17 protein-coding genes are annotated in these 21,586 nt (G+C 72.1%); 12 read left to right on the top strand and 5 right to left on the bottom strand.

What is annotated here, in order from left to right; translation table 11 throughout:
* Nucleotides 1-22 precede the first annotated feature (22 nt).
* Complete coding sequence (locus HC031_RS08045) at nucleotides 23-1,870, top strand: bifunctional adenosylcobinamide kinase/adenosylcobinamide-phosphate guanylyltransferase (RefSeq protein WP_167924582.1); 1,848 nt, start codon at nucleotides 23-25, stop codon at nucleotides 1,868-1,870.
* On the top strand, nucleotides 1,863-2,669 hold the full coding sequence (locus tag HC031_RS08040; RefSeq protein ID WP_167924581.1) for an adenosylcobinamide-GDP ribazoletransferase: 807 nt from the start codon (nucleotides 1,863-1,865) through the stop codon (nucleotides 2,667-2,669). Before HC031_RS08045 ends, HC031_RS08040 begins: the two co-directional genes overlap by 8 nt.
* Here HC031_RS08040 and HC031_RS08035 read toward each other — a convergent pair.
* Both HC031_RS08035 and gcvT read right to left on the bottom strand, forming a co-directional pair.
* The gene (locus HC031_RS08035) at nucleotides 2,645-3,061 is read right to left on the bottom strand and encodes an MmcQ/YjbR family DNA-binding protein (RefSeq protein WP_205862447.1); all 417 of its coding nucleotides are present in this window, start codon (nucleotides 3,059-3,061) and stop codon (nucleotides 2,645-2,647) included. The genes HC031_RS08040 and HC031_RS08035 overlap by 25 nt on opposite strands.
* On the bottom strand, nucleotides 3,058-4,152 hold the full coding sequence (gcvT, locus tag HC031_RS08030; protein ID WP_167924580.1) for a glycine cleavage system aminomethyltransferase GcvT: 1,095 nt from the start codon (nucleotides 4,150-4,152) through the stop codon (nucleotides 3,058-3,060). The genes HC031_RS08035 and gcvT overlap by 4 nt, the downstream gene beginning before the upstream one ends.
* Before the next feature lie 101 nt (nucleotides 4,153-4,253).
* Between gcvT and HC031_RS08025 the strand changes: the two genes are divergently transcribed.
* A complete protein-coding gene (locus tag HC031_RS08025) occupies nucleotides 4,254-5,807 on the top strand; it encodes a leucyl aminopeptidase (RefSeq protein WP_338090536.1) in 1,554 nt (517 codons plus the stop codon).
* An 81-nt stretch (nucleotides 5,808-5,888) separates the two neighbouring features.
* Here HC031_RS08025 and HC031_RS08020 read toward each other — a convergent pair whose 3' ends face one another.
* Entirely contained in the window at nucleotides 5,889-6,209 is a 321-nt protein-coding gene (locus HC031_RS08020; protein WP_167924578.1) for a hypothetical protein, read from the bottom strand.
* Between the two features lie 221 nt (nucleotides 6,210-6,430).
* On the opposite strand from HC031_RS08020, the gene lpdA reads away from it, so the two are divergent.
* The 5 genes from lpdA to HC031_RS07995 all read left to right on the top strand — a co-directional run bounded on the left by lpdA (nucleotide 6,431) and on the right by HC031_RS07995 (nucleotide 14,654).
* Complete coding sequence (gene lpdA / locus HC031_RS08015) at nucleotides 6,431-7,813, top strand: dihydrolipoyl dehydrogenase (protein WP_167924577.1); 1,383 nt, start codon at nucleotides 6,431-6,433, stop codon at nucleotides 7,811-7,813.
* A 78-nt stretch (nucleotides 7,814-7,891) separates the two neighbouring features.
* Nucleotides 7,892-9,721 carry a 2-oxoglutarate dehydrogenase, E2 component, dihydrolipoamide succinyltransferase gene (gene sucB / locus HC031_RS08010; RefSeq protein WP_167924576.1) on the top strand — a complete coding sequence of 610 codons (1,830 nt, stop codon included), beginning with the start codon at nucleotides 7,892-7,894 and terminating at the stop codon, nucleotides 9,719-9,721.
* Nucleotides 9,722-9,796: 75 nt separating this feature from the next.
* Nucleotides 9,797-10,705, top strand: a complete 909-nt coding sequence (locus HC031_RS08005) for a TIGR01777 family oxidoreductase (protein ID WP_167924575.1) — start codon at nucleotides 9,797-9,799, stop codon at nucleotides 10,703-10,705.
* 154 nt (nucleotides 10,706-10,859) lie between these two features.
* Nucleotides 10,860-12,578 (top strand): DUF2079 domain-containing protein, encoded by a 1,719-nt coding sequence (locus tag HC031_RS08000; RefSeq protein WP_205862485.1) that lies wholly within the window; start codon nucleotides 10,860-10,862, stop codon nucleotides 12,576-12,578.
* Nucleotides 12,579-12,725: 147 nt separating this feature from the next.
* The gene (locus HC031_RS07995; protein ID WP_167924574.1) at nucleotides 12,726-14,654 is read left to right on the top strand and encodes an acyltransferase family protein; all 1,929 of its coding nucleotides are present in this window, start codon (nucleotides 12,726-12,728) and stop codon (nucleotides 14,652-14,654) included.
* Here the strand turns inward: HC031_RS07995 and HC031_RS07990 are convergent.
* Nucleotides 14,644-16,818 (bottom strand): MMPL family transporter, encoded by a 2,175-nt coding sequence (locus tag HC031_RS07990; RefSeq protein ID WP_167924573.1) that lies wholly within the window; start codon nucleotides 16,816-16,818, stop codon nucleotides 14,644-14,646. The two genes, HC031_RS07995 and HC031_RS07990, sit on opposite strands and share 11 nt — an antisense overlap.
* Before the next feature lie 145 nt (nucleotides 16,819-16,963).
* Here HC031_RS07990 and lipB point away from each other — a divergent pair, with 145 nt between their 5' ends.
* The 3 genes from lipB (at nucleotide 16,964) to HC031_RS07975 (ending at nucleotide 19,443) form a co-directional block, all read left to right on the top strand.
* The gene (gene lipB / locus HC031_RS07985) at nucleotides 16,964-17,623 is read left to right on the top strand and encodes a lipoyl(octanoyl) transferase LipB (RefSeq protein ID WP_167924572.1); all 660 of its coding nucleotides are present in this window, start codon (nucleotides 16,964-16,966) and stop codon (nucleotides 17,621-17,623) included.
* 148 nt (nucleotides 17,624-17,771) lie between these two features.
* Entirely contained in the window at nucleotides 17,772-18,677 is a 906-nt protein-coding gene (gene lipA / locus HC031_RS07980) for a lipoyl synthase (protein ID WP_240942272.1), read from the top strand.
* A 73-nt stretch (nucleotides 18,678-18,750) separates the two neighbouring features.
* Nucleotides 18,751-19,443 carry a DUF4191 domain-containing protein gene (locus HC031_RS07975; RefSeq protein WP_167924570.1) on the top strand — a complete coding sequence of 231 codons (693 nt, stop codon included), beginning with the start codon at nucleotides 18,751-18,753 and terminating at the stop codon, nucleotides 19,441-19,443.
* Between the two features lie 63 nt (nucleotides 19,444-19,506).
* On the opposite strand, the gene HC031_RS07970 is transcribed toward HC031_RS07975, so the two are convergent.
* Complete coding sequence (locus HC031_RS07970; RefSeq protein ID WP_240942270.1) at nucleotides 19,507-19,872, bottom strand: RDD family protein; 366 nt, start codon at nucleotides 19,870-19,872, stop codon at nucleotides 19,507-19,509.
* 257 nt (nucleotides 19,873-20,129) lie between these two features.
* On the opposite strand from HC031_RS07970, the gene glnA reads away from it, so the two are divergent.
* Nucleotides 20,130-21,554 carry a type I glutamate--ammonia ligase gene (gene glnA / locus HC031_RS07965; RefSeq protein ID WP_167924569.1) on the top strand — a complete coding sequence of 475 codons (1,425 nt, stop codon included), beginning with the start codon at nucleotides 20,130-20,132 and terminating at the stop codon, nucleotides 21,552-21,554.
* Nucleotides 21,555-21,586: the final 32 nt, after the last annotated feature.

Raw genomic sequence — 21,586 nt, 5'->3', positions numbered from 1 at the left:
CACGCGCCATAAGGTACGGAGCATGTCATCGCAGTCGGCCACGCGCCTGCTCGTCCTCGGCGGGATCCGTTCCGGCAAGTCGGAGCTTGCCGAACGGCTGGTGTCCGGCGCCGGTGCGGTCCGGTACGTGGCGACCGCCACCGCCACCGAGGATCCGGAATGGAACGCCCGGATCGCGGCGCACCGCGCGCGCCGGCCGTCCGGCTGGGCGACCGAGGAGACCGGCACCGACCCGGACCGCCTGATCGCGCTCCTCGCCGCGGCGAAGCCGGAGGAAGCGGTCCTCGTCGACGACCTCGGCGGCTGGCTCACCGCGACGCTGGGCGTCGCCGGCGCCTGGGACGGGGAGGATCCGGACACCGGGGTCGGCACCGCCGCGGCCGCGCTGACCGGCGTCGTCGACGGCGCCGCGGCCACGCTCGCCGCCGCCGTCCGCGACTGCCCCGCGTCCACGCTCGTCCTCGTCAGCCCCGAGGTCGGGCTGTCGGTCGTGCCGGCCACGCCGTCCGGGCGGCTCTTCGCGGACGCGATCGGCGCGGTCAACCGGGCGGTGGCCGAGGCCTGCGACGCGGTGGCGCTCGTCGTCGCCGGACAGCCGACGTGGATCAAGGGTGCGGCACCCGCCGCGCCAGCGGCGCCGGCCGCTCCGGCCGCTCCGGCTCCGGCCGCTCCGACTCCGGCCTTCGGTGCGGTCACCCGACCGGTCCCGACCCCGGCCGTACCGGGCCCCGCCGATACGGCGACGGTCACGCCGACCGCCCAGGTCGCGACCCCGGCACCCGTACTGGCACAGGCCACCGCCGAGCAGGTCATCGCCGTCGGCATGGATCTGCCGCTGCCCGCCGAGGACGCCGCCGCCGCGGCCGGCGAACGGCTGGCCGGCCTCGACGTCGCGGGCGGCGGCCTCGGCGTCCTCACCCGGGTCGTCGAGTTCGCCGCCGGAACCCAGGGGCAGCCGGTCCCCCGACCGTGGCAGGACGTACGGATGCTGTTGCTGCACGCCGACCACGACGGCGGCGTCGCGGCGGGCGACTCCCCCGCGGCCTCGGCCCGCCGGCTCGACGCGGTCGAGCGCGGCGAGGGCGCGTGGGCGCTGCTCGCCGGCGCGGCGGGGGTCGCCGTGCAGACCGTCCGCTGCCCGAACGGCGCCCCGATCGAGGACGCGGACGCGCTCGCGGAGACCGACGTGGACGCGGCGCTGCGGTACGGGTGGCAGCTCGCCGACAGCGCGGTCGACGCCGGTGCCGAGCTGATCGTGGTCGGCGCCAGCGGCGCGGGTGCCGACGCGGCGGCCTCGGCGGTGATCGCGATGACGGCGAGCGGCGAAGTGGCCGCCCTGCTCGGCCGGGTCATCGCCCCCGGCGGCCGGATCGACGATGTCGCCTGGATGCGGCGCTGCGCGGCCGTACGTGACGCGCTCCACCGGGTACGCTCCCGGGCCCGCGATCCGCGGACCGTGCTGAGCGCCCTCGGCGGCGCCGACCACGCCATCGCGACCGGCATCCTGCTCGGCGCCGCTTCCCGGCGCACCCCGGTCCTGCTCGACGGCCCGGTGGGGGTGGCGGCCGCGCTCGTCGCCCGTGACTTCGGTGCCCAGACCCGGCACTGGATCCTGCTGCCGGACACCGGCGGCCACCCGGCCGTCCGGCTCGGCGCGGACGTGCTCGGCCTGACGCCGGTACTGGACCTCCGGCTCGGGCTCGGCGAGGGCGCGACGTCGCTCGCGGCGCTGCCGGTGCTGCGCTCGGCGCTCACCCTCGCGGCGACGCTGCCCACCGTGCCGCCGCCCGGCGCGACGCCCGGCGTACCCTCGCCCGGCACGCCGACTCCGGGTGAGCCGTCACCGGCCGCGCCACCGCCCGGTGTCTGAGCCGGCCGCCCGGCACCCGGCGTCCGAGCCGGCCGCCCGGCGCCTGGCCGCCGGGCTCCGGCTGGCGCTGACGACGTTCACCGTCGCGCCGGTCCGCGCCGGCCGCGTCGACCGCGCGGTGGCGGCCGTCGCGATGTCGCTCGCTCCGCTGGTGGGCGCGGCGCTCGGCGCGGTCCTCGGCGGCGTCGGCCTCGGGCTGCGCTGGCTGGGGGCACCGACGCTGGTCGCGGCCGGCCTCACCGTCGGCCTCGGCGTGCTGCTGACCCGGGGGCTGCACGTCGACGGGCTCGCCGACACCGTCGACGGGCTCGGCTCGTACCGCGACCGCGCCGGGACGCTGGAGGTCATGAAGTCCCCGGACGTCGGCCCGTTCGGCGTGGCGGCGATCGTCATCGCGCTGCTGCTGCAGACCGCCTGCGCGGCGACCGTGCTGACCCGCCCCTGGCCGGCGGCGCTCGCCGGGGTCGCGGCGGCCACCGCGGCGGGCCGGGCAGCGGTGACCTGGGCCTGCCGGCAGGGGGTGCCCGCCGCGCGTCCCGACGGCCTGGGCGCCATGGTCGCGGGTACGGTCCGGTGGCCGTCGGCGCTCGGCGCCCTGGCGCTGGTCGCGGTGCTGGCGCTGCCCGCCGCGCCGGGCCGGCCCGGGCAGGGCCCGGCGGCCGTCGCCGTCGCGCTGGTCGCCAACGCGCTGCTGGTACGCCATGTCGTACGCCGCGCGGGCGGCGTCACCGGTGATGTGCTCGGCGCCGTGGTCGAGGTGGGGGTATCGGTCGCCTACCTGGGGCTGGTGCTGTCGTAGGCCGCGCTGTCAGAGGCGGCGCTGTCGGAGGTGGCGCTGTCGGAGGTGGTGCCGTCGTAGGCCGCGACGAGGCGCTTGGGTGCCGTCCGCCGCCACGCCTCCACGAGCAGCTCGCGCAGCTCGTCGACCTCGATGCCGGGCAGGTTGATCGTGACCCAGCCGTACCGGCCGACGTAGGCCGCGACCGAGAAGGCCTCCGGACGGGCCGCGACCAGTTCGGCCTGCTCCTCCTTGCTCGCCTTCACCGACATGGTCGGCGAGTCGGGCGCGCCGGAGGCGAACATCTTGCCGCGTACGCGCAGCGTCGGGTGCCCCCACTCGGCGACGAACACCTCCTCCGCCTCGGGAAGGTCCGAGACGATGCGGAGGGCGTCGGCGTAGGTCGCCGTCACCGCACGCCCGACTTCACGAACGGCGGCTTGACCACCGTCATCCGCGACCGGCGGCCGCGCACGTCGACGGTGACCTCGCTGCCCTCGCCGAGCCCGGCGGCGGTGTCGAGCAGGGCCAAGGCGATGCCGACCCGCCGGGTCGGTGAGAAGGTGCCGCTGGTGACCTCGCCGACCGTGTCGTCGTCCCGCAGCACCGCCATGTGCGGGCGCGGAATGCCCCGATCGAGTGATTCCAGGCCCCACAGCGTGCGGCGCGGGCCGGCCTGCTTCTCGGCGAGCAGGGCGTCGCGGCCCCAGAACCGGGGCTTGGACCAGCCGACCGCCCAACCGGCCCGCGCCTGCACCGGCGTGATCTCGGGCGACAGGTCCTGGCCGTGCAGCGGGTACCCCATCTCGGTGCGCAGCGTGTCGCGGGCGGCCAGGCCGCAGGGGCGGATGCCGTGCTCGGCGCCGGCGGCCAGGATGGCGTCCCACAGCTCGGTGGCGCGGGCGACCGGCGCCACGATCTCGTACCCGTGCTCGCCGGTGTAGCCGGTCCGGCAGACGGTGACGTCACCGGCGACGGTGAAGCTCATGTACCCGTGCTCGGTCGGCAGGCCCATCGCGGCCAGCACGTCGGCCGACCGGGGCCCCTGCACGGCGAGGACCGCGAAGTCGCGGTGGCGGTTTTCGACCGTGACGCCGTCCGGCGCGGCGGCGGCGAGCCGGCGCACGACCTCGGCGGTGTTGGCCGCGTTCGGCACGAGGAACACGTCGTCGGGCGCGTTGAGGTAGACGATCAGGTCGTCGACCACGCCGCCGGTGGCGTCGTCGCAGCACAGCGTGTACTGCGCCTGGCCGGGAGCGATCCGGCCCAGGTCGGCCGTGAGGCAGGCGTTGAGGAAGTCCGCCGCGCCGGGGCCGCGGACCGTCGCCTTGCCGAGGTGCGACACGTCGAACACGCCGACCGCCTCGCGCACCGCGGTGTGCTCCTTGAGCACGCCGCCGCCGGCGTACTCCAGCGGCATCTCCCACCCGCCGAAAGCGGCGAACTTCGCGCCTAGCTCGACATGGCGTGGGTAGAGCACGGGACGCAGCAAGGCTTCGGTCATGGCTGGCAACCTACCCCGTCCGCCGCCGGGGGTTCGTCTCTGCCGCCGTTGATCGTCGCCTAGCATCGGCCGCAGTGCCTACTCCAGCGGACGGAGAACCCGTGACCTCGCTCAACCTGGTGGATACCGACCCTGCGGAGCTGCCCGTCGACGCCGTCGTGATCGGCGTTCACAGCGTCGCCGAGCCCGAAGCCGGCCGCTCGCCGCTGCTGCTCGCCTCCGGCGCGGAGAGCATCGCCGCCGCCTTCGACGGCCGGCTCAGCGAGACCCTGGCCTTACTCGGCGCGACCGGCGCGGCCGGCGAGGTGACCAAGCTCGCCAGCCTCGGCACGGTGACCGCCCCGCTGGTGGTGGCGGTCGGGCTCGGACCCGAGCCGACCGGCGCGGCGCCCGACGCCGAGGTGCTGCGCCGCGCCGCCGGCTCCGCGGTCCGCGCGCTCGCCGGGTCCGCCGGCGTGGCGCTCAGCCTTCCGCTGTCCGATGACCCGAGCGGCGCCGACGCCACCCGCGCGCTGCGCGCCGTCGCCGAGGGCGCGCTGCTGGGCGGGTACCGGTTCGTCGCGTACAAGTCGAAGCCGGCACCCGGCCGTCGCGACCCCGTGGAGACGGTGAGCGTGCACGTGCCGGACGCCGGCGACGAGACGATGCGGCGGGAGGTCGACCGGGCCGTGGCGGTGACCGCGGCGGTCCGCCAGGTCCGCGACTGGGTGAACACCGCTCCGAACGACCTGCGCCCGCCGGACTTCGCCGACGCGATCGCCGGCGCGGCCACCGAGGCGGGCCTTTCGGTCGAGGTCCTCGACGAGAACGCGCTCGCCGACGCCGGCTACGGCGGGATCCTGGCCGTCGGCCGGGGCTCGTCCGCGCCGCCCCGGCTGGTCCGGGTGGCGTACCGGCCGCAGGGGTCGGCGGCGCGACACGTCGCGCTCGTGGGTAAGGGCATCACGTTCGACAGCGGCGGTGTGTCGATCAAGCCGGCGCAGGGCATGTGGGAGATGAAGTCCGACATGGCCGGCGCGGCCGCGGTCGCCGCGACGATGCTCGCGCTCGCGGCGCTGAAGCCGGCCGTGGCGGTCACCGCGTACCTGCCGCTGGCCGAGAACATGGTCTCCGGCGCGGCGTACCGCCCGGGCGACGTGGTGCGCATGTACGGCGGCAAGCACGTCGAGGTGCTCAACACGGACGCGGAGGGCCGGATGATCCTGGCCGACGCGATCGCTCGCGCCGCCGAGGACGAGCCGGACTACCTGGTCGAGACGTCCACGCTCACCGGCGGCCAGGTGGTGGCGCTCGGCAAGCGGGTCGCCGGGCTGATGGGCGAGCCGGCGTTCCTGGAGCGGGTCAAGGCGGTCGGCGACGAGGTGGGCGAGCCGGCGTGGCCGATGCCGCTACCGGACGACGTGCGCAAGGGCATGGAGTCGGACGTGGCCGACATTTCGCAGGTGAACGCCGGGATGGACCGCGCCGGCCACATGTTGCAGGGTGGCGTGTTCCTGTCGGCGTTCGTGCCGGACGGGCTGTCGTGGGCGCACATCGACATCGCGGGGCCCTCGTACCACGCCGGCGAGCCGTTCGGGTACTGGACGAAGGGCGGCACCGGGGTCCCGGTGCGGACCCTGACGGCGCTGATCGAGGATGTCGCCGCCAACGGCTGAGCGGCAATTTACATATTCGACGGGTTGCGGAAATAACGACAAAGGGCGAAGCCGGGGCCATTTCTCCCAGACGCTGGTGAATTAGGCCTCGGCCCGCTTGCGCCGGGCGTTGTAATCGCGCATCCGCTGCGGGTATCCGACCAGTGCCACGTCATAGACCGGAATTCCGAGGCGGTAGCCCAGCCGGCGCGCCTCGTCCGGGCTTCCGATCCGCCGGCGGGTCCACTCCCCGTCGTGCGCGATCAGGATCAGGGTGGTCTCGGTGACGGTGGTCCGCGGCTCGATCAGCGCTTCCACCCCGCGCCGGGTACGCGCGAACTGCTCGAGGTGCGCGAGATCCGTCGGGCTGGCGGCGCGCCGACGGGCGGCCACCGCCTTCTGGCGCCGGCGAAACAATGCCACCGACGATCCTCCTCACCGATTGCCGCCGCGTCCCCGCCGGCAGTACGCACAAACGGCCGACCACGCGCCAGGGGCCGGCTGAGCGCAAAGGGTACGCCCTGACAGCGTGTCCTTGGGCACCTCCTTTCTCGAACTCCTTCACAAAGTGACAAGATGTCCGAGGTTCGTTATGAATAGCGCCGGCCATCGTGACCGGCCGTGCACCGCCAGGGAGACAACACGTGAGCGACCCGAACTCCGGTTTCGACCTAGTGATCCTCGGGGGCGGCAGCGGCGGTTACGCCACCGCGCTCCGCGCCGCAGAACTCAACCTGTCCGTCGCGCTGATCGAGAAGGACAAGGTCGGCGGCACCTGCCTGCACCGGGGCTGCATCCCCACCAAGGCGCTGCTGCACGCCGGTGAGGTCGCCGACTCCGCCCGCGAGGCCGAGCAGTTCGGTGTGCAGGCCAAGTTCGAGGGCATCGACATGAAGGCCGTCAACTCCTACAAGGACGGCGTGATCAGCCGGCTCTACAAGGGCCTGCAGGGGCTGATCAAATCCCGCAAGATCACGTACGTGGAGGGTGAGGGCCGGCTCGTCGCGCCGAACGCCGTCGAGGTGAACGGCCAGCGCTACGTCGGCCGCAACATCGTGCTCGCGACCGGGTCGTACTCGAAGTCCCTGCCGGGTCTGGAGATCGACGGGGAGCGGGTCATCACCTCCGAGCACGCGCTGACCCTCGACCGGGTCCCCAGCTCGGCGGTGATCCTGGGCGGTGGCGTGATCGGCTGCGAGTTCGCGAGCGCCTGGAAGTCCTTCGGCGTCGACGTCACCATCGTCGAGGCGCTCCCCCGGCTCGTGGCCGCCGAGGACGAGCAGAGCTCGAAGGCCCTGGAGCGGGCGTTCCGCAAGCGCGGCATCGCGTTCAAGGTCGGCAAGCCGTTCGAGAAGGTCGAGCGCACCGACACCGGTGTCCGGGTGGCCATCTCCGGCGGCGAGACGTTCGAGGCCGAGCTGCTGCTGGTCGCCGTCGGGCGCGGGCCGAGCACCGCCAACTGCGGATACGAGGAGCAGGGCGTACGGATGGAGCGCGGCTTCGTGCTCACCGACGAGCGCCTGCGCACCAACCTGACGAACGTGTACGCCGTCGGTGACATCGTGCCGGGGCTCCAGCTCGCCCACCGCGGCTTCCAGCAGGGCATCTTCGTGGCCGAGGAGATCGCGGGGCTCAACCCGCCGGTCATCGACGAGAACGGCATCCCGCGGGTTACGTACACCGAGCCCGAGGTCGCGTCGATGGGCCTTTCCGAGGCGAAGGCGCGCGAGACGTACGGCGACAAGGTCGAGGTTTTCACGTACGACCTGGGCGGCAACGGCAAGAGCCAGATCCTCAAGACCCAGGGGTTCGTCAAGCTCGTCCGCGCCCCCGAGGGGCCGGTCGTCGGCCTGCACATGGTCGGCAGCCGGGTCAGCGAGCTGATCGGCGAGGCCCAGCTGATCTACAACTGGGAGGCGTTCCCCGCGGAGGTCGCCCAGCTCATTCACGCACACCCGACCCAGAGCGAGGCTCTCGGCGAGGCGCACCTGGCGCTGGCCGGCAAGCCCCTGCACGTCCACGGGTGAGCCACAGCCCATACCCCTCACTAGTCGTCGTAGGCGTGAAAAGCTGGCGAGGCCAGCTACATACAAGGAGTCTGTGAAATGCCGGTATCGGTCACCATGCCGCGGCTCGGCGAAAGCGTCACCGAGGGCACCATCACCCGCTGGTTGAAGCAGGAGGGTGACCGGGTGGAGGCCGACGAGCCTCTGCTCGAGGTGTCGACCGACAAGGTCGACACCGAAATCCCCGCACCCGCCGCCGGGATCCTGTCCAAGATCGTCGTTGGCGAGGACGAAACCGCCGAGGTCGGCAGCGAACTGGCGATCATCGCGGGCGACGGCGAGTCCGCCGGCGGCGGTGCGCCGGCCGCGACCGGGCAGGCGGAGGCCGGGGTACCCCCGACCGCGACGCCCGCCGAGGCGTCCGAGCCGGAGGCGCCGGCCCCCGACGCCGGCCGGGTCGCCGCGAGCGAGCCGCCGGCCGCCGCCCCGCAGGCGGCGGGCGGGGCGAGGACCTCGGTGACCATGCCGGCCCTCGGCGAATCGGTGACCGAAGGCACGGTGACCCGGTGGCTCAAGGCCGTCGGCGACACCGTCGAGGCCGACGAGCCGCTGCTCGAGGTCTCCACCGACAAGGTCGACACGGAGATCCCGTCGCCGGCCGGCGGCACCCTCCTCGAGATCAAGGTGCCGGAGGACGAGACCGCGGCGGTCGGCGCCGAGCTGGCCGTGATCGGCGCCGCCGGTGGTGCGGCCCCGGCTTCCGCACCCGCCCAGCAGCCTTCGGCGCCCGCGCCGCAGCCGGCCGCACCGGCCCAGCAGGCACCGGCCCAGGCGGCCCCCGCGCCGGCCCGGCCGGCCCAGCCAGCCCCCGCGCCGGCCCAGCCGCAGCCCGTCGGCGCGTCGGCGGCCACGCCCGTCGCCGCGGCGGAGACCGCGCGGCCCGCGGCCAGCAACGGCAGCGGTACCCCGGCCGGCGCCGCTCAGGCGGTCGAGGAGTTCGGCGGGTACGTGACGCCGCTGGTCCGCCGCCTCGCCAGCGAGCACGGCGTGAACCTGTCGACGCTGCGCGGCACCGGCGTCGGTGGACGGATCCGCAAGCAGGACGTCCTCGAGGCGGCCGAGCGCCAGCGGGCGGCGGCGAAAGCCGCGCCGGCACCGGCGGCCGCGGGAGCGCAGCCGGCCGCGAAGCCGCAGCCGAGCCCGCTGCGGGGCCGTACCGAGAAGCTGACCCGGATCCGCAAGATCACCGCGCAGCGGATGGTCGAGTCGCTGCAGATCTCGGCCCAGCTCACGACCGTCGTCGAGGTCGACGTCACCCGGATCGCCCGGCTGCGTGACCGGGTGAAGGCGCAGTTCCAGCAGATGCACGGCGTGAAGCTGTCGTTCCTGCCGTTCTTCGCGCTCGCGGCCGTCGAGGCGCTGCGGGTCCACCCGAACGTCAACGCCTCGATCGACCTGGAGGCGGGCACCGTCACCTACCACGACGGCGAGCACCTGGGCATCGCGGTGGACACCGAGAAGGGCCTGATGGTGCCGGTGATCCACAACGCCGGTGACCTCAACCTGCCCGGGCTCGCCAAGCGCATCGCCGACCTGGCCGAGCGCACCCGCACCATGAAGATCGAGCCCGACGAGCTGTCCGGCGGCACGTTCACGCTGACCAACACCGGCAGCCGGGGCGCGCTGTTCGACACGCCGATCATCAACCAGCCGCAGGTCGGCATCCTCGGCACCGGGTCGGTGGTCAAGCGCGCCGTCGTCGTCGACGACCCGGAGCTCGGCGAGGTCATCGTGCCGCGCTCGATGGTGTACCTGGCGCTGTCGTACGACCACCGCCAGGTCGACGGCGCCGACGCGGCCCGCTTCCTGACCACGATCAAGGAGCGGCTGGAGGCCGGCAACTTCGAGTCGGAGCTCGGCCTGGCCTGACGATCTGCATGACGGCGGAAAGTCCGGGCACCCTACGGGCGGCCCGGACTTTCTCCTTTCCTGGCGGAGGTGACCATGCGGATCCTCATCGCCGGTTCGTCGGGATTTCTCGGCAGCCGGCTCGTACAGGCACTCACCGACGACGGCCATCGGGTACGCAGGCTGGTACGCCGCGAACCGCGTACCTCCGACGAGGCGCAGTGGGCCCCGGACGCGGGACGGATCGACCCGGGGGTGGTCGCCGACTCGGACGCGGTCATCAACCTCGCCGGTGCGAACGTCGGGGGTCGGCGCTGGACCGACGCGTACAAGCGGGAGCTACGTGACAGCCGGATCGACAGCACGGCGACGCTCGTGAACGCCATCGCCGCCGCCAAGGCCGCCACCGGCGGACCGGCGGCCCTGCTCAACTCCTCCGCCGTGGGGTTCTACGGCGACACCGGCGACCGTCCGGTCGACGAGCGCGACGCCGGCGGCACCGGCTTCCTCGCCGATCTGTGCCGGGACTGGGAGGCCGCCACGGCCCCCGCCGACGCCGCGGGGGTACGGGTGGCGCACCTGCGCACCGGGCTGCCGCTCGACCGGGACGGCGGCTTCCTCAAGCCGCTCATGCCGATCTTCAGGCTCGGCCTCGGCGGTCCGCTGGGCAGCGGCCACCAGTACGTGCCGTGGATATCGCTACCGGACTGGCTGGCGGCCGTCCGGTTCCTGCTCGATCAGCGCGAGCTGACCGGGCCGGTCAACCTGACCGGGCCGAACCCGGTGACCAGCGCCGCGTTCAGCCGCGCCCTGGGCCGTCACCTGCACCGGCCCGCGTTCATTCCCGCGCCGCGCCTGGCGCTGCGGGCGGTGCTCGGCGAGTTCGGCGACGAGGCGCTGGCCAGCCAGCGGGTGCTGCCCGGCGTCCTGGCCAAGGCCGGGTTCGACTTCCGGCACCGGGATGTGACCTCGGCGCTACGCTGGGCGGTCGATCATGCGGATTGACGGACGTGATCGGGCCCCGCTTGAAGGCGTTGATACGCTGCCCCGAGTGTCAGTGATCCAGCGCCACACCGCCGGCACCGTCGACGAAACCCAGCAGATCCGCACCGAGACCCGGCCGACACCGGATCGACGTCGTCGCCGGATCGACGCGCTGATGGTGGTGCTGGCTCTGGCCGGTGCCGCCTGGCTCACCGGCGGCCTGTGGATCGGCCCCAACCATCGGGCACTGACCGTCAACGCCAGCGACCAGGCGCTGTTCGAGTGGATGCTGGCGTACGCCTCCGCGACCATCCGCCACGGTTTCAACCCGTTCTGGACGAACCTGATGAACGCGCCGGGCGGCGTCAACCTCGCCGTCAACACCGCGGTGACCGTCCTGGGGTGGGTCCTCGCCCCCGTGACGTTGCTGCTCGGCCCGTCCGTGTCGTTCACCGTCGCCCTCACGTTCGGGATCGCCGCCACCCCGGTCGCGTGGTACCTGCTGCTGTCGCGCTCCGTGGTGCGAAGCCCCTGGGCGGCCCTGGTCGGCGGCCTGTTCTGCGGCTTCGCGCCGGGGCTCGTGTCGCACGCGAACGCCCACGTCAACTTCGCCTCGGGCTACCTCGTACCCCTGATCGTCTGGCGGATCATGCGGCTGGCCCGCCCCGGCCACGCCGTGCGCGGCGGCGTGATCCTGGGCGTACTGTGCGCCATCCAGTACTCCCTCGGGGCGGAGACGCTGTTCTTCACCGGGCTGGGCTCCGCCGTCTTCCTGGGCCTGTGGCTGCTGGCCGGCCACCGCGAGACCCGGGCCCACGTGGCGGCCTTCGCCAAGGGGGCGGGCGTGACGGCGCTCGCGGCGCTCGCGCTGCTGGCGTACCCGCTGTGGATGCAGTTCGTCGGCCCGGACAGCTACCACGGCACCGGGTTCGACCAGGTCACGCACAGCGAGGACCTGCTGGCGTACGGGTCGTTCCCGCGCCGGTCGCTGGCCGGGACGCTCGGGCTGTCCGGACGCCTGGCGCCCAACGCGACCGAGGAGAACAGTTTCTTCGGCGTACCCGGGCTGCTGGTCCTGATCGGCGCGGCCGTGCTCGCGCTGCGCCCGACGGCCGACCGCGCCCGGCGCAGCCTGGCGTGGGCCGTCGCCGGGAGCGCGCTGCTGTTCGCGGTGCTCTCGCTCGGGCCGGCGCTCAAGTTCGACGGTCGCCGGACCGACTACCTGCTGCCTTACGCGGCGCTGATGCACGTCCCGCTGTTCGACTCGGCGCTGCCCGGCCGGATCGCGCTGATCGTCACCGCGCTCGGGGGCGTGCTCCTCGCCCTCGGCCTGGACCGGCTGCCCGAGGTGCGGCATCCGCGGCTGGTCGCCGCCGCGCTCGCGCTCGGTCTGCTGCCGATCCTGCCGATGCCGCTGCTGACCATGGACCGGTCGCCGGTGCCGCACTTCATCAGCTCCGGGCGGTGGCAGGACTACGTCCGACCCGGCCAGACGCTGATCCCGGCACCGCTGCCGTCGGACTGGCTGCCGGACGGCCAGCGCTGGCAGACGGCGGCCCTCGCCAGCGACGGGACCTCGTTCCGTATCCCGTGCGGGTTCTTCCTCGGGCCGGACACGGACGGGCGGGGCCGCATCGGTCCCCAGCCGCTGTGGATGGAGACCACGCTGTCCGTCGCGGCGCTCACCGGGGACCGGCCGGTGGCCGTCACCCCGGTCATGCAGGCCGAGGCGCGCGCCGAGCTGCGGTACTGGGGCGGCAGCGTGGTCGTGCTGCCCGACGGCGGCTACGGCAACCGGTGGAGCCACCGGCACGACCTGCTCCTGAAGCTGCTCACGGAGCTGTTCGGCGCGCCGTCCCGGGTGGACGACGTCTGGCTGTGGCGGGTGTCGTGACCGGTCGTGTGGCATCCGGGCGGGCGACGGTGGCGGGCGGGTGCACGATCGACGGTCGCCGTCGCCCATCGCGGCATCAAGCCGCCGACAGGACACGACTAGTCCAAATTGCACCTTATTTCACTATTTTGGGATACCTTCTGTCCCGTGGCATCCGAGACCCCCCGCTCCTACCGCCCGGCACTTGACGGACTGCGCGCCGCCGCCGTCGGCGGAGTGATCCTGTACCACCTCGGCTACCCGTGGCTACCGGGTGGGTTCCTCGGGGTCGATCTATTCTTCGTGTTGTCCGGTTACCTCATCACCGGTCTCCTGCTCGTCGAGCACGCCGATCGGGGCAGCATCAGCCTGCTCCGTTTCTGGGCGCGGCGGGCCCGCCGACTGCTGCCCGCGATGCTGCTCATGATCGGCGCGGTGACCGCGGCCGTGCGATGGTGGTCGCCCGCGAACCAGTGGAGTGCCCGCCGCGGCGACCTCCTCGCAACCCTGTTCTACTACGCCAACTGGCACATGATCGGCAGCGACCAGTCGTACTTTGCCCGGTACGCGGGGGTATCACCTCTGCGTCACGCCTGGTCACTGGCGATCGAGGAGCAGTTCTACCTCGTCTGGCCGCTCATCACGATCGTCCTGCTGCGCTGGGGTCGACGCGCCGTGATCGCTGTGCCCGCCGTCGGGGCTCTGGCGTCGTGTCTGGTCATGGTCGCGGTGTACACGCCCGACAACCCCACCCGCGCATACGCCGGCACCGACGCCCGGGTGCAGCAGCTGCTGATCGGTGTCCTGCTGGCCGTCCTCACCCGCCAGTTCGCCGGTACCCGGCTGGCCGGTTGGCTCGACTCCGTCGCGGGTGCCCGACTCGCGGGCTGGACGGGTCCGCTCGCCGCCGTCGCCGTGGCAGCCTTCATGCTCACCGTCAATGACTCGAGCGGGTTCTACTACCGTGGTGGCGCGACCCTGGTTGCGCTCGTGGTCGCCGCCCTCATCTGGGCCGTGGAGCGGGCGCCCGACTCCCCGGTGGCGCGACTGCTGTCCTTGGCGCCGCTTCGCTCGGTCGGCCAGGTGTCCTACGGGCTGTACCTCTGGCACTGGCCGGTCATCCAGTTCGTGCCCGGGCACAGCTGGATGCGGGTGGCGTTGACCGTCGCGCTGGCGGCTACCTCGTACTACCTGGTGGAACGGCCGATACGGAGGGGCCGGCCACGCATTGTCGCCGGTACGCCACTACGGGTGGCGATGGCCGTACCAGTCGCGCTGGCCGGCTTCGCCGCCCTCGCGATCGTGAGTACGACGTGGGCCACCGGCACCCGTGCACAGCAGTTCGAGACGATGAACGAGGCGCCGTGCGGCGTGGGGCGGTGGCTCTGCCAGCGAGTGCCGGCCCCCGCCGGACACCCGGTCATCGCCGTGTACGGCGACTCGATCGCGATGTCGCTCGATCCGGGCTTCGTCGAACTGGCCCACCGTCACCACTGGGGCTACGTCCTCGCCGCCCAACAAGGCTGCAACCTGACCGGCCTGGTGAGCAGTGTGAGCCCTCAGCCGGAGTCTCGGCAGGTGACGTGCGCGAAGGAGTCGGCCGGACGGCTGCGGAAGTTGGTCGACGAGTACCGACCTACCGTGATCTTCTCGATCTCAAGCATGGAGTGGGAGGGCTTCGTCAGAGCCGACCGCAGCTACGTGAAATCGGGATCGGCCGAGTGGGCCGCCGGCATACACGACGGGCTGGCCGGCTACATCCGTACGGCGAGCCGGGCGGGTGCGCGGCTCGCGCTCGCCGAGATGCCGCCGGTCGCCCCCCGCTTCAAGTACTGCCCGGGCGCCACGACGACCTGCGCCCAGCCGCCCACGGCCGCCACCATCGCCACCAACAACATCTATCGCCAACTCCAGGAGGAGCACCCGGAGACCACTCTCATCGGCACCTCGGACATCCTCTGTCCGGCCAGAAGCTGCCCAATGATCATCAACGGAATCGTCGTACGCTACGACGGGGCGCACTTCACCCCCACCGGCGCGCGGTGGTTCGTACGCCGCCTGGAGCCGCGTCTGATTCCGGTCGTGGCTAGGAGTTGAGAGGGCCGGTGCCCTGTAGCTTGCGCCCCGGGACGGCGCGGGTCTCCGACTCCACCCACCTCCACAGCCGGCCGGGCCACCAGACCACCGGGCCGACGTCAACGGTGAGCGCCGGCACCATCAGCGACCGCACGACCAGGGTGTCGAGCAGGACGCCGAACGCCACCGTGAACGCGATCTCGGCGACGAACACGAGCGGCAGCACGGACAGGGCGCCGAACGTCGCGGCGAGCACCACACCGGCCGAGGTAATGACCCCGCCGGTCACCGACAGGCCGGCCAGCGTGCCCGGCCGGTGGCCGCGCCGGGCGGCCTCCTCGCGTACCCGGGTCATGAGGAAGATGTTGTAGTCGACCCCGAGCGCGACCAGGAACACGAACGCGAACAGCGGGAACGACGAGTCCGCCCCGGCGAAGCCCAGGACGTCGCGGAACACGACACCGGAGACGCCGAGCGTGGCGAAGAACGACAGGATCACCGTCACGATCAGCAGCAGCGGGGCGACCACGGCCCGTAGCAGCAGCATGAGCACGACGAACACCACCGCCAGCACCAGCGGGATGACCAGGTTCCGGTCGCGCTGCGCGGTGGTCTGCACGTCGAGGTTGATGGCGGTGAACCCGCCCACCTCGGCGTCGGCGCCGGGTAGGGCGTGCAGCTTCGCCCGTAGCGCCCGGACGACGTCACCGGCCCGGTCCGAGTCGGCGGGCACGGCGAGGGTCACGTCGACGCGGACCCGACCGTCGACGATCTTCGGCAGGGGCGTGGCGATGGGCGGGGTCGCCCCGGGCGGGGGCGTCGGGGCGTACGGGACGGCGCGGGCCACGCCCGGCACGCTCTGCGCGGTCCGCACCACGTCGCGCAGCGTGTCGGCGCGGGCGATGACGATGGCGGGGCTGCCGTCGCCGGCCGGGAAGTGGCGGCCGATGTCGGTCTGTGCGACCTTCGAGTCGGGGTTGCCCAGGAACTGCGCGGTCTGCGGTATGCCGTTCGACTGCAGCCGGAACAGGCCGGCGGCGAACGCGACGAGCAGGAGCGCGGTCGCCACCCACACCGTGCGGGGCCGGGCGCCGACCAGCCCGGCGATGCGGGCCCACACGCCGTGCTCCTCGGCCGGGCGGGCGCCGAAGCGGGGCAGGAACGGCCAGAACGCGACCCGCCCGCACAGCGCCAGGGCGGCGGGCAGCAGGACGAGCATGCACAGCAGGGCGCAGCCGATCCCGATGGCGGCCACCGGCCCCAGTCCGCGGGTGGACTTGAGGTCGGACACGAGCATGCAGAGCAGGCCCAGGATCACCGTGCTGGCGCTGGCGACGATCGGCTCGACCGAGGCGCGCCAGGCGGTACGGACGGCGTCGTAGCGCGAGGCGTGCCGGCGCAGCTCCTCCCGGAAGCGGGAGACCAGCAGCAGGGCGTAGTCGGTGCCGGCGCCGACCACCAGGACGTCGAGAATCGCCTGCGTCTGACCGGAAACGGTGAGGATGTCGTTTTTCGCCAGCAGGTAGACCAGCCCGTTGGACATGCCCAGGGAGATGCCGGCGACCCCGAGCACCACGAACGGCAGGATCGGGCTGCGGTACACGAAGACGAGGATGACCAGCACGATGCCGGCGGTGACGACGAGCAGCATCCCGTTGATCCCGTCGAACACCGACATCAGGTCGGCCATGATGCCGCCCGGGCCGCCGACGTGGGCCCGCAGCCCCGGGGTGTCGTCCACGCGGGCCCGGATCCACCTGATGTCGGCCTGCAGCTTGCGCGCGTCCGAGCCGGCGAACTGCACGAGGACCTGCGCGGCCTGCCCGTCGGCCGACGGGACCGGGCCGAGCGGCGACGCGGCGAGCTTGCCGCCGAGCCGGTCGCTGACGGCGCGCACGTCGGAGGCGATCTTCTGCCGGTCGGCCGGGGTCAGCCCGGACGGCCGGCTGTAGACGATGATCGCCGGCATCGTGTCCCGGCCGGCGAACCGCCTGATCTGCTGCTGGACGACGGTCGCCTCCGCACTGGCCGGCAGGTACTCGGCGGTGTCGTTGCGCTGCACCTCGTTGACTTTGCCGGCGAGGCTGCCGAGCGGCCAGCCGACCAGGAGAAACGCGATGATCGCAAGCGCCGGCAGCAGCCAGCGCAGCCGTCGCGGGGCCGTAGCGCCGCTGTCGAGAGCCATGACCGCTCCGCCTCCCCAGAACGCGAACTGTCATGCACTGCCAGAACGAGGACAGGGTACCGACGTCCACGCGGCCGGCCCACCCGGCGGCGCCGGTGTCGGCGGTCACGGCGGGAAAAGGCAGGACAGCGTTACGCTCGTCACCGTGACGAGTGCGAGCCTTGACCACCGTGCGAACCTCGACAGCCTGCGGACCGTACGCGCGGGCGTCGTCGACTACCTGACCGCCTGGGACGAGCAGCGACGGCTGCACGAGGCGGTGGTGGCGGGCACCGAGCCGGACACCGTGCTGCTGCTGGAGCACCCCAGCGTCTACACCGCCGGCAAGCGCACCGAGCCGTGGGACCGGCCGATGGACGGCACCCCGGTGGTCGACGTCGACCGGGGCGGGAAGATCACCTGGCACGGCCCGGGTCAACTCGTCGGGTACCCGATCCTCACGCTGCCCGACCCGATCGACGTCGTGGCGTACGTGCGTCGCGTCGAGCAGATGCTCATCGACGTCTGCGCCGAGCTGGGCGTGTCGACGACCCGGATCGAGGGCCGCAGCGGGGTGTGGGTGCCGGCCGACGACCGCGGCACCGACCGCAAGGTCGCCGCGATCGGAATCAGGGTCGCGCGCGGGGCGACGCTGCACGGCTTCGCCCTCAACTGCGACTGCGATCTGGGCGCCTTTGACCGGATCGTCCCCTGCGGCATCCGGGACGCCGGTGTGACCTCGCTCTCCGCCGAGCTCGGCCGCGACGTGACGGTGGCCGAGGCGCTGCCGCTCGTCGAGAAGCGCCTGGGCACCATCCTCGCCTGACCCCCCATTGTCACTTCGGTCACATCGACATCGGAGGATCGGATGTGATCGCGTCACCGCGACGTGACGCTCGTCGCGGTGGGGGTGGTAGCGGACCCGCGCGGGCTAGGCTGACCGAGTGACGATTGTCCAGCCCGAGGGCCGCCGGATGCTCCGCATCGAGGCCCGCAACGCCGAGACCCCCATCGAGCGCAAGCCGCCGTGGATCAAGGTCAAAGCCAAGATGGGCCCGGAATACACCCAGCTACGTGGCCTGGTGAGCCGCGAAGGGCTGCACACGGTCTGCCAGGAGGCCGGCTGCCCCAACATCTACGAATGCTGGGAAGACCGGGAAGCGACCTTCCTCATCGGCGGCGACCAGTGCACCCGCCGCTGCGACTTCTGCCAGATCGACACCGGCAAGCCGGCCGAGTTCGACGCCGACGAGCCGCGTCGGGTGGCCGAGTCGGTCAAGACGATGGGCCTGCGGTACGCCACGGTCACCGGCGTCGCGCGTGACGACCTTCCCGACGGCGGCGCCTGGCTGTACGCCGAGACGGTCCGCCAGATCCACGCGCTGGTGCCGGGGTGCGGAGTCGAACTGCTCATCCCCGACTTCAACGCCGACCCGGAGCAGTTGGCCGAGGTGTTCGGCTCGGCCCCCGAGGTGCTGGCGCACAACGTCGAGACGGTGCCCCGCATCTTCAAGCGGATCCGGCCGGCATTCCGCTACGAGCGCTCGCTCGACGTCATCCGGCAGGCCCGTGCGGCCGGGTTGGTCACCAAGTCCAACCTGATCCTGGGGCTGGGCGAGGAGCGCGCCGAGGTGACGCAGGCCCTGCGGGACCTGTACGAGGCCGGCTGCGAGCTGATCACGATCACGCAGTACCTGCGCCCGACGCCGCGCCACCACCCGGTGGAGCGGTGGGTCAAGCCGGAGGAGTTCGTCGAGCTGCGCGAGGAGGCCGAGTCGATCGGCTTCGCCGGCGTCATGTCCGGTCCCCTGGTCCGGTCGTCGTACCGGGCCGGACGCCTGTACCGGCAGGCGGTCGCCGCCCGCGCCACCGCTTCATGATCGCGGAGAGGTAGAGAGGTAGAACGGCGGCACCGGCAATGCCGGGCTGACCGGGCCCATTAGACTCGGCCCCATGGCCACCGCCCCCCAGAAAGTCAAGTTCCGCGATCGCCTCAAGCAGATCGGGATGGTGTTCTCGTTCACCGCGAAGCGGGACAAGCTATTTGTACCCCTTGTCCTGATTGCGGTGATCGTGCCGATCCTGGCGGCCATCATCGCGGTGGTCGTGGGCGCGAGCTGGACGTGGATCCCCATCGGGATCGTCGTCGCCGCACTCGCCACGATGATCGTGCTCAACCTGCGCTCCAACCGGGCCATGATGTCGGAGATGGACGGCAAGCCCGGTGCGGCCGCCGCGCTCATCGAGAACATGCGCGGCGACTGGCGGGTGACCCAGGCGGTGCAGTTCACCGGCCAGTTCGACGTCGTGCACCTGGTCGTTGGCCGGCCCGGCGTGATCCTGATCGGCGAGGGCAACCCGCAGCGGGTACGCCAACTGCTGGGCCAGGAGAAGCGGCGGCTGGCGAAGGTGATCGGCAGCGCCGAGATGCGCGACTTCATCGTCGGCGAGGGCGAGGGCCTGTTGCCGCTCGACAAGCTGCGCAACACCCTTATGCGGCTGCCCCGCACGATCAGCGCCAAGGACGTCAACGCGCTGGACCGGCGCCTGAAGGCGCTGTCGACCCGGCCGAAGATGCCGCAGGGCCAGATCCCGAAGAACATGCGCCCGCCGAAGGGCGCCTTCCGCGCGATGCGCGGCCGCTGACGCGCTCACTTGCAGACCTTGGGGAGTTTGACACCACGGGTGGTGTCAAACTCCCCAAGATTGTTAAGAGCGCCTCGTCTCGATCACGATCGAACCGGCCGCCTTGTCGTGCCAGCCGCGTCGCTGCCGGTCCATGATGAGCGCCGGCACCAGGAGCGACAGCAGCAGACCGCGCAGGAAGGCGCGGGGAATCCCGATCACGCGCCCATCGGCCACCGACACGCAGGCGATCTTCATGATCCACATGCCGGGGGTCTGACCGAACAGGCCGATGAAGAAGGCGTACTCGATGATCAGGATGAGCGGTGGCCAGTTGTTGTGCGGGAACCGGCCCAGGAACCCGGCGACCAGCAGGCACAGCACCCAGTCGATCATCAACGCCCCGAACCGGCGCAGCAGCGTCGGCACCGGCCACTGCGATCCCACCATCGCCGCGTTACTGTCGGTCACGGTCGCCGGCTCCACCGGTTTCTGCTGCTCCGCCACGGCACACAAGAGTATTCGGCCACCGCGTGGCGGTCGCGGCCGGCACCCGATGACACGTCGACACCGCCGCCCCACGTGACGCGGCCAACAGGACCGATCACGCGCGGAAACATGGCCGAAACAGTCGAGACACGCGAGGGCAACGCCGCCGCTCTACCGTCACGGCTAGCTTGGAGAAACACGAAAAGTCTGGAGGACGTGTGTTCGCCAATTACGAGGAGCTCCTGCGTTACCTCAAGGACGAGGGCGTCCGCTTCATCGACGTACGATTCTGCGACCTGCCCGGTGTCATGCAGCACTTCAACGTGCCGGTCGAGACGGTCGACGAGAGCATGTTCACCGACGGCCTGGCCTTCGACGGCTCGTCGATCCGTGGCTTCCAGGAGATCCACGAGTCGGACATGATGCTGCTGCCGGACGTGGCGACCGCGTTCATCGACCCGTTCCGGATCGAGAAGACTCTGGCCCTCAACTTCTTCGTCCACGACCCGTTCACGCGCGAGCCCTACAGCCGCGACCCGCGTAACGTCGCCAAGAAGGCCGAGGCGTACCTGGCCGCGAGCGGCATCGCCGACACGGCGTACTTCGGCGCCGAGGCCGAGTTCTACATCTTCGACTCGATCCGCTACGCCACCGCGACCCACGAGGCGTACTACCACATCGACTCGATCGAGGGCGCCTGGAACACCGGCCGGATCGAGGAGGGCGGCAACCGCGGCTACAAGACGGCCGTCAAGGGCGGCTACTTCCCGGTGCCGCCGGTCGACCACCTCGCCGACCTGCGCGACCAGATGACCCGCAACCTGATCAACGCGGGCTTCACCGTCGAGCGCGCCCACCACGAGGTCGGCACCGGCGGCCAGTCCGAGATCAACTACAAGTTCTCCACGCTGCTGCACGCCGGTGACCAGATGCAGCTGTTCAAGTACATCATCAAGAACACCGCGTGGACCGCCGGCAAGACGGTGACGTTCATGCCCAAGCCGCTGTTCGGTGACAACGGCTCCGGCATGCACACCCACCAGAGCCTCTGGCTGGGCGGCGAGCCGCTGTTCTACGACGAGACCGGGTACGCCGGCCTGTCGGACATGGCCCGCTGGTACATCGGTGGCCTGCTGCACCACGCGCCGTCGCTGCTGGCGTTCACCAACCCGTCGGTCAACTCGTTCCGCCGCCTGGTGCCCGGCTTCGAGGCCCCGGTCAACCTCGTGTACTCGCAGCGCAACCGCTCCGCCTGTACCCGTATCCCGGTGACCGGCACCAACGCCAAGGCCAAGCGCGTCGAGTTCCGGGTGCCCGACCCGTCGGCCAACCCGTACCTGGCGTTCTCGGCCATGCTGATGGCCGGCCTCGACGGCATCAAGAACAAGATCGAGCCGCCGGAGCCGATCGACAAGGACCTGTACGACCTGCCGCCGGACGAGTTCGCCAACGTCAAGCAGGTGCCGGGCTCCCTGGACGCGGTGCTCGACCGGCTCGAGGGCGACCACGAGTACCTGCTCGAGGGCGGCGTGTTCACGCCGGACCTGGTCGAGACCTGGGTCTCGTGGAAGCGGGCCAACGAGGTCGACCCGGTGCGCCTGCGCCCGACCCCGCACGAGTTCGCGATGTACTTCGACTGCTGAGTCATCGCCCGACCTGACAAGACCGACCTGAC

Source organism: Planosporangium thailandense, assembly GCF_011947195.1.
Taxonomy (GTDB): domain Bacteria; phylum Actinomycetota; class Actinomycetes; order Mycobacteriales; family Micromonosporaceae; genus Planosporangium; species Planosporangium thailandense.
The sequence above is the reverse complement of the archived record's forward strand: the minus strand, read 5'-3'. Positions and strand labels throughout refer to the sequence as shown.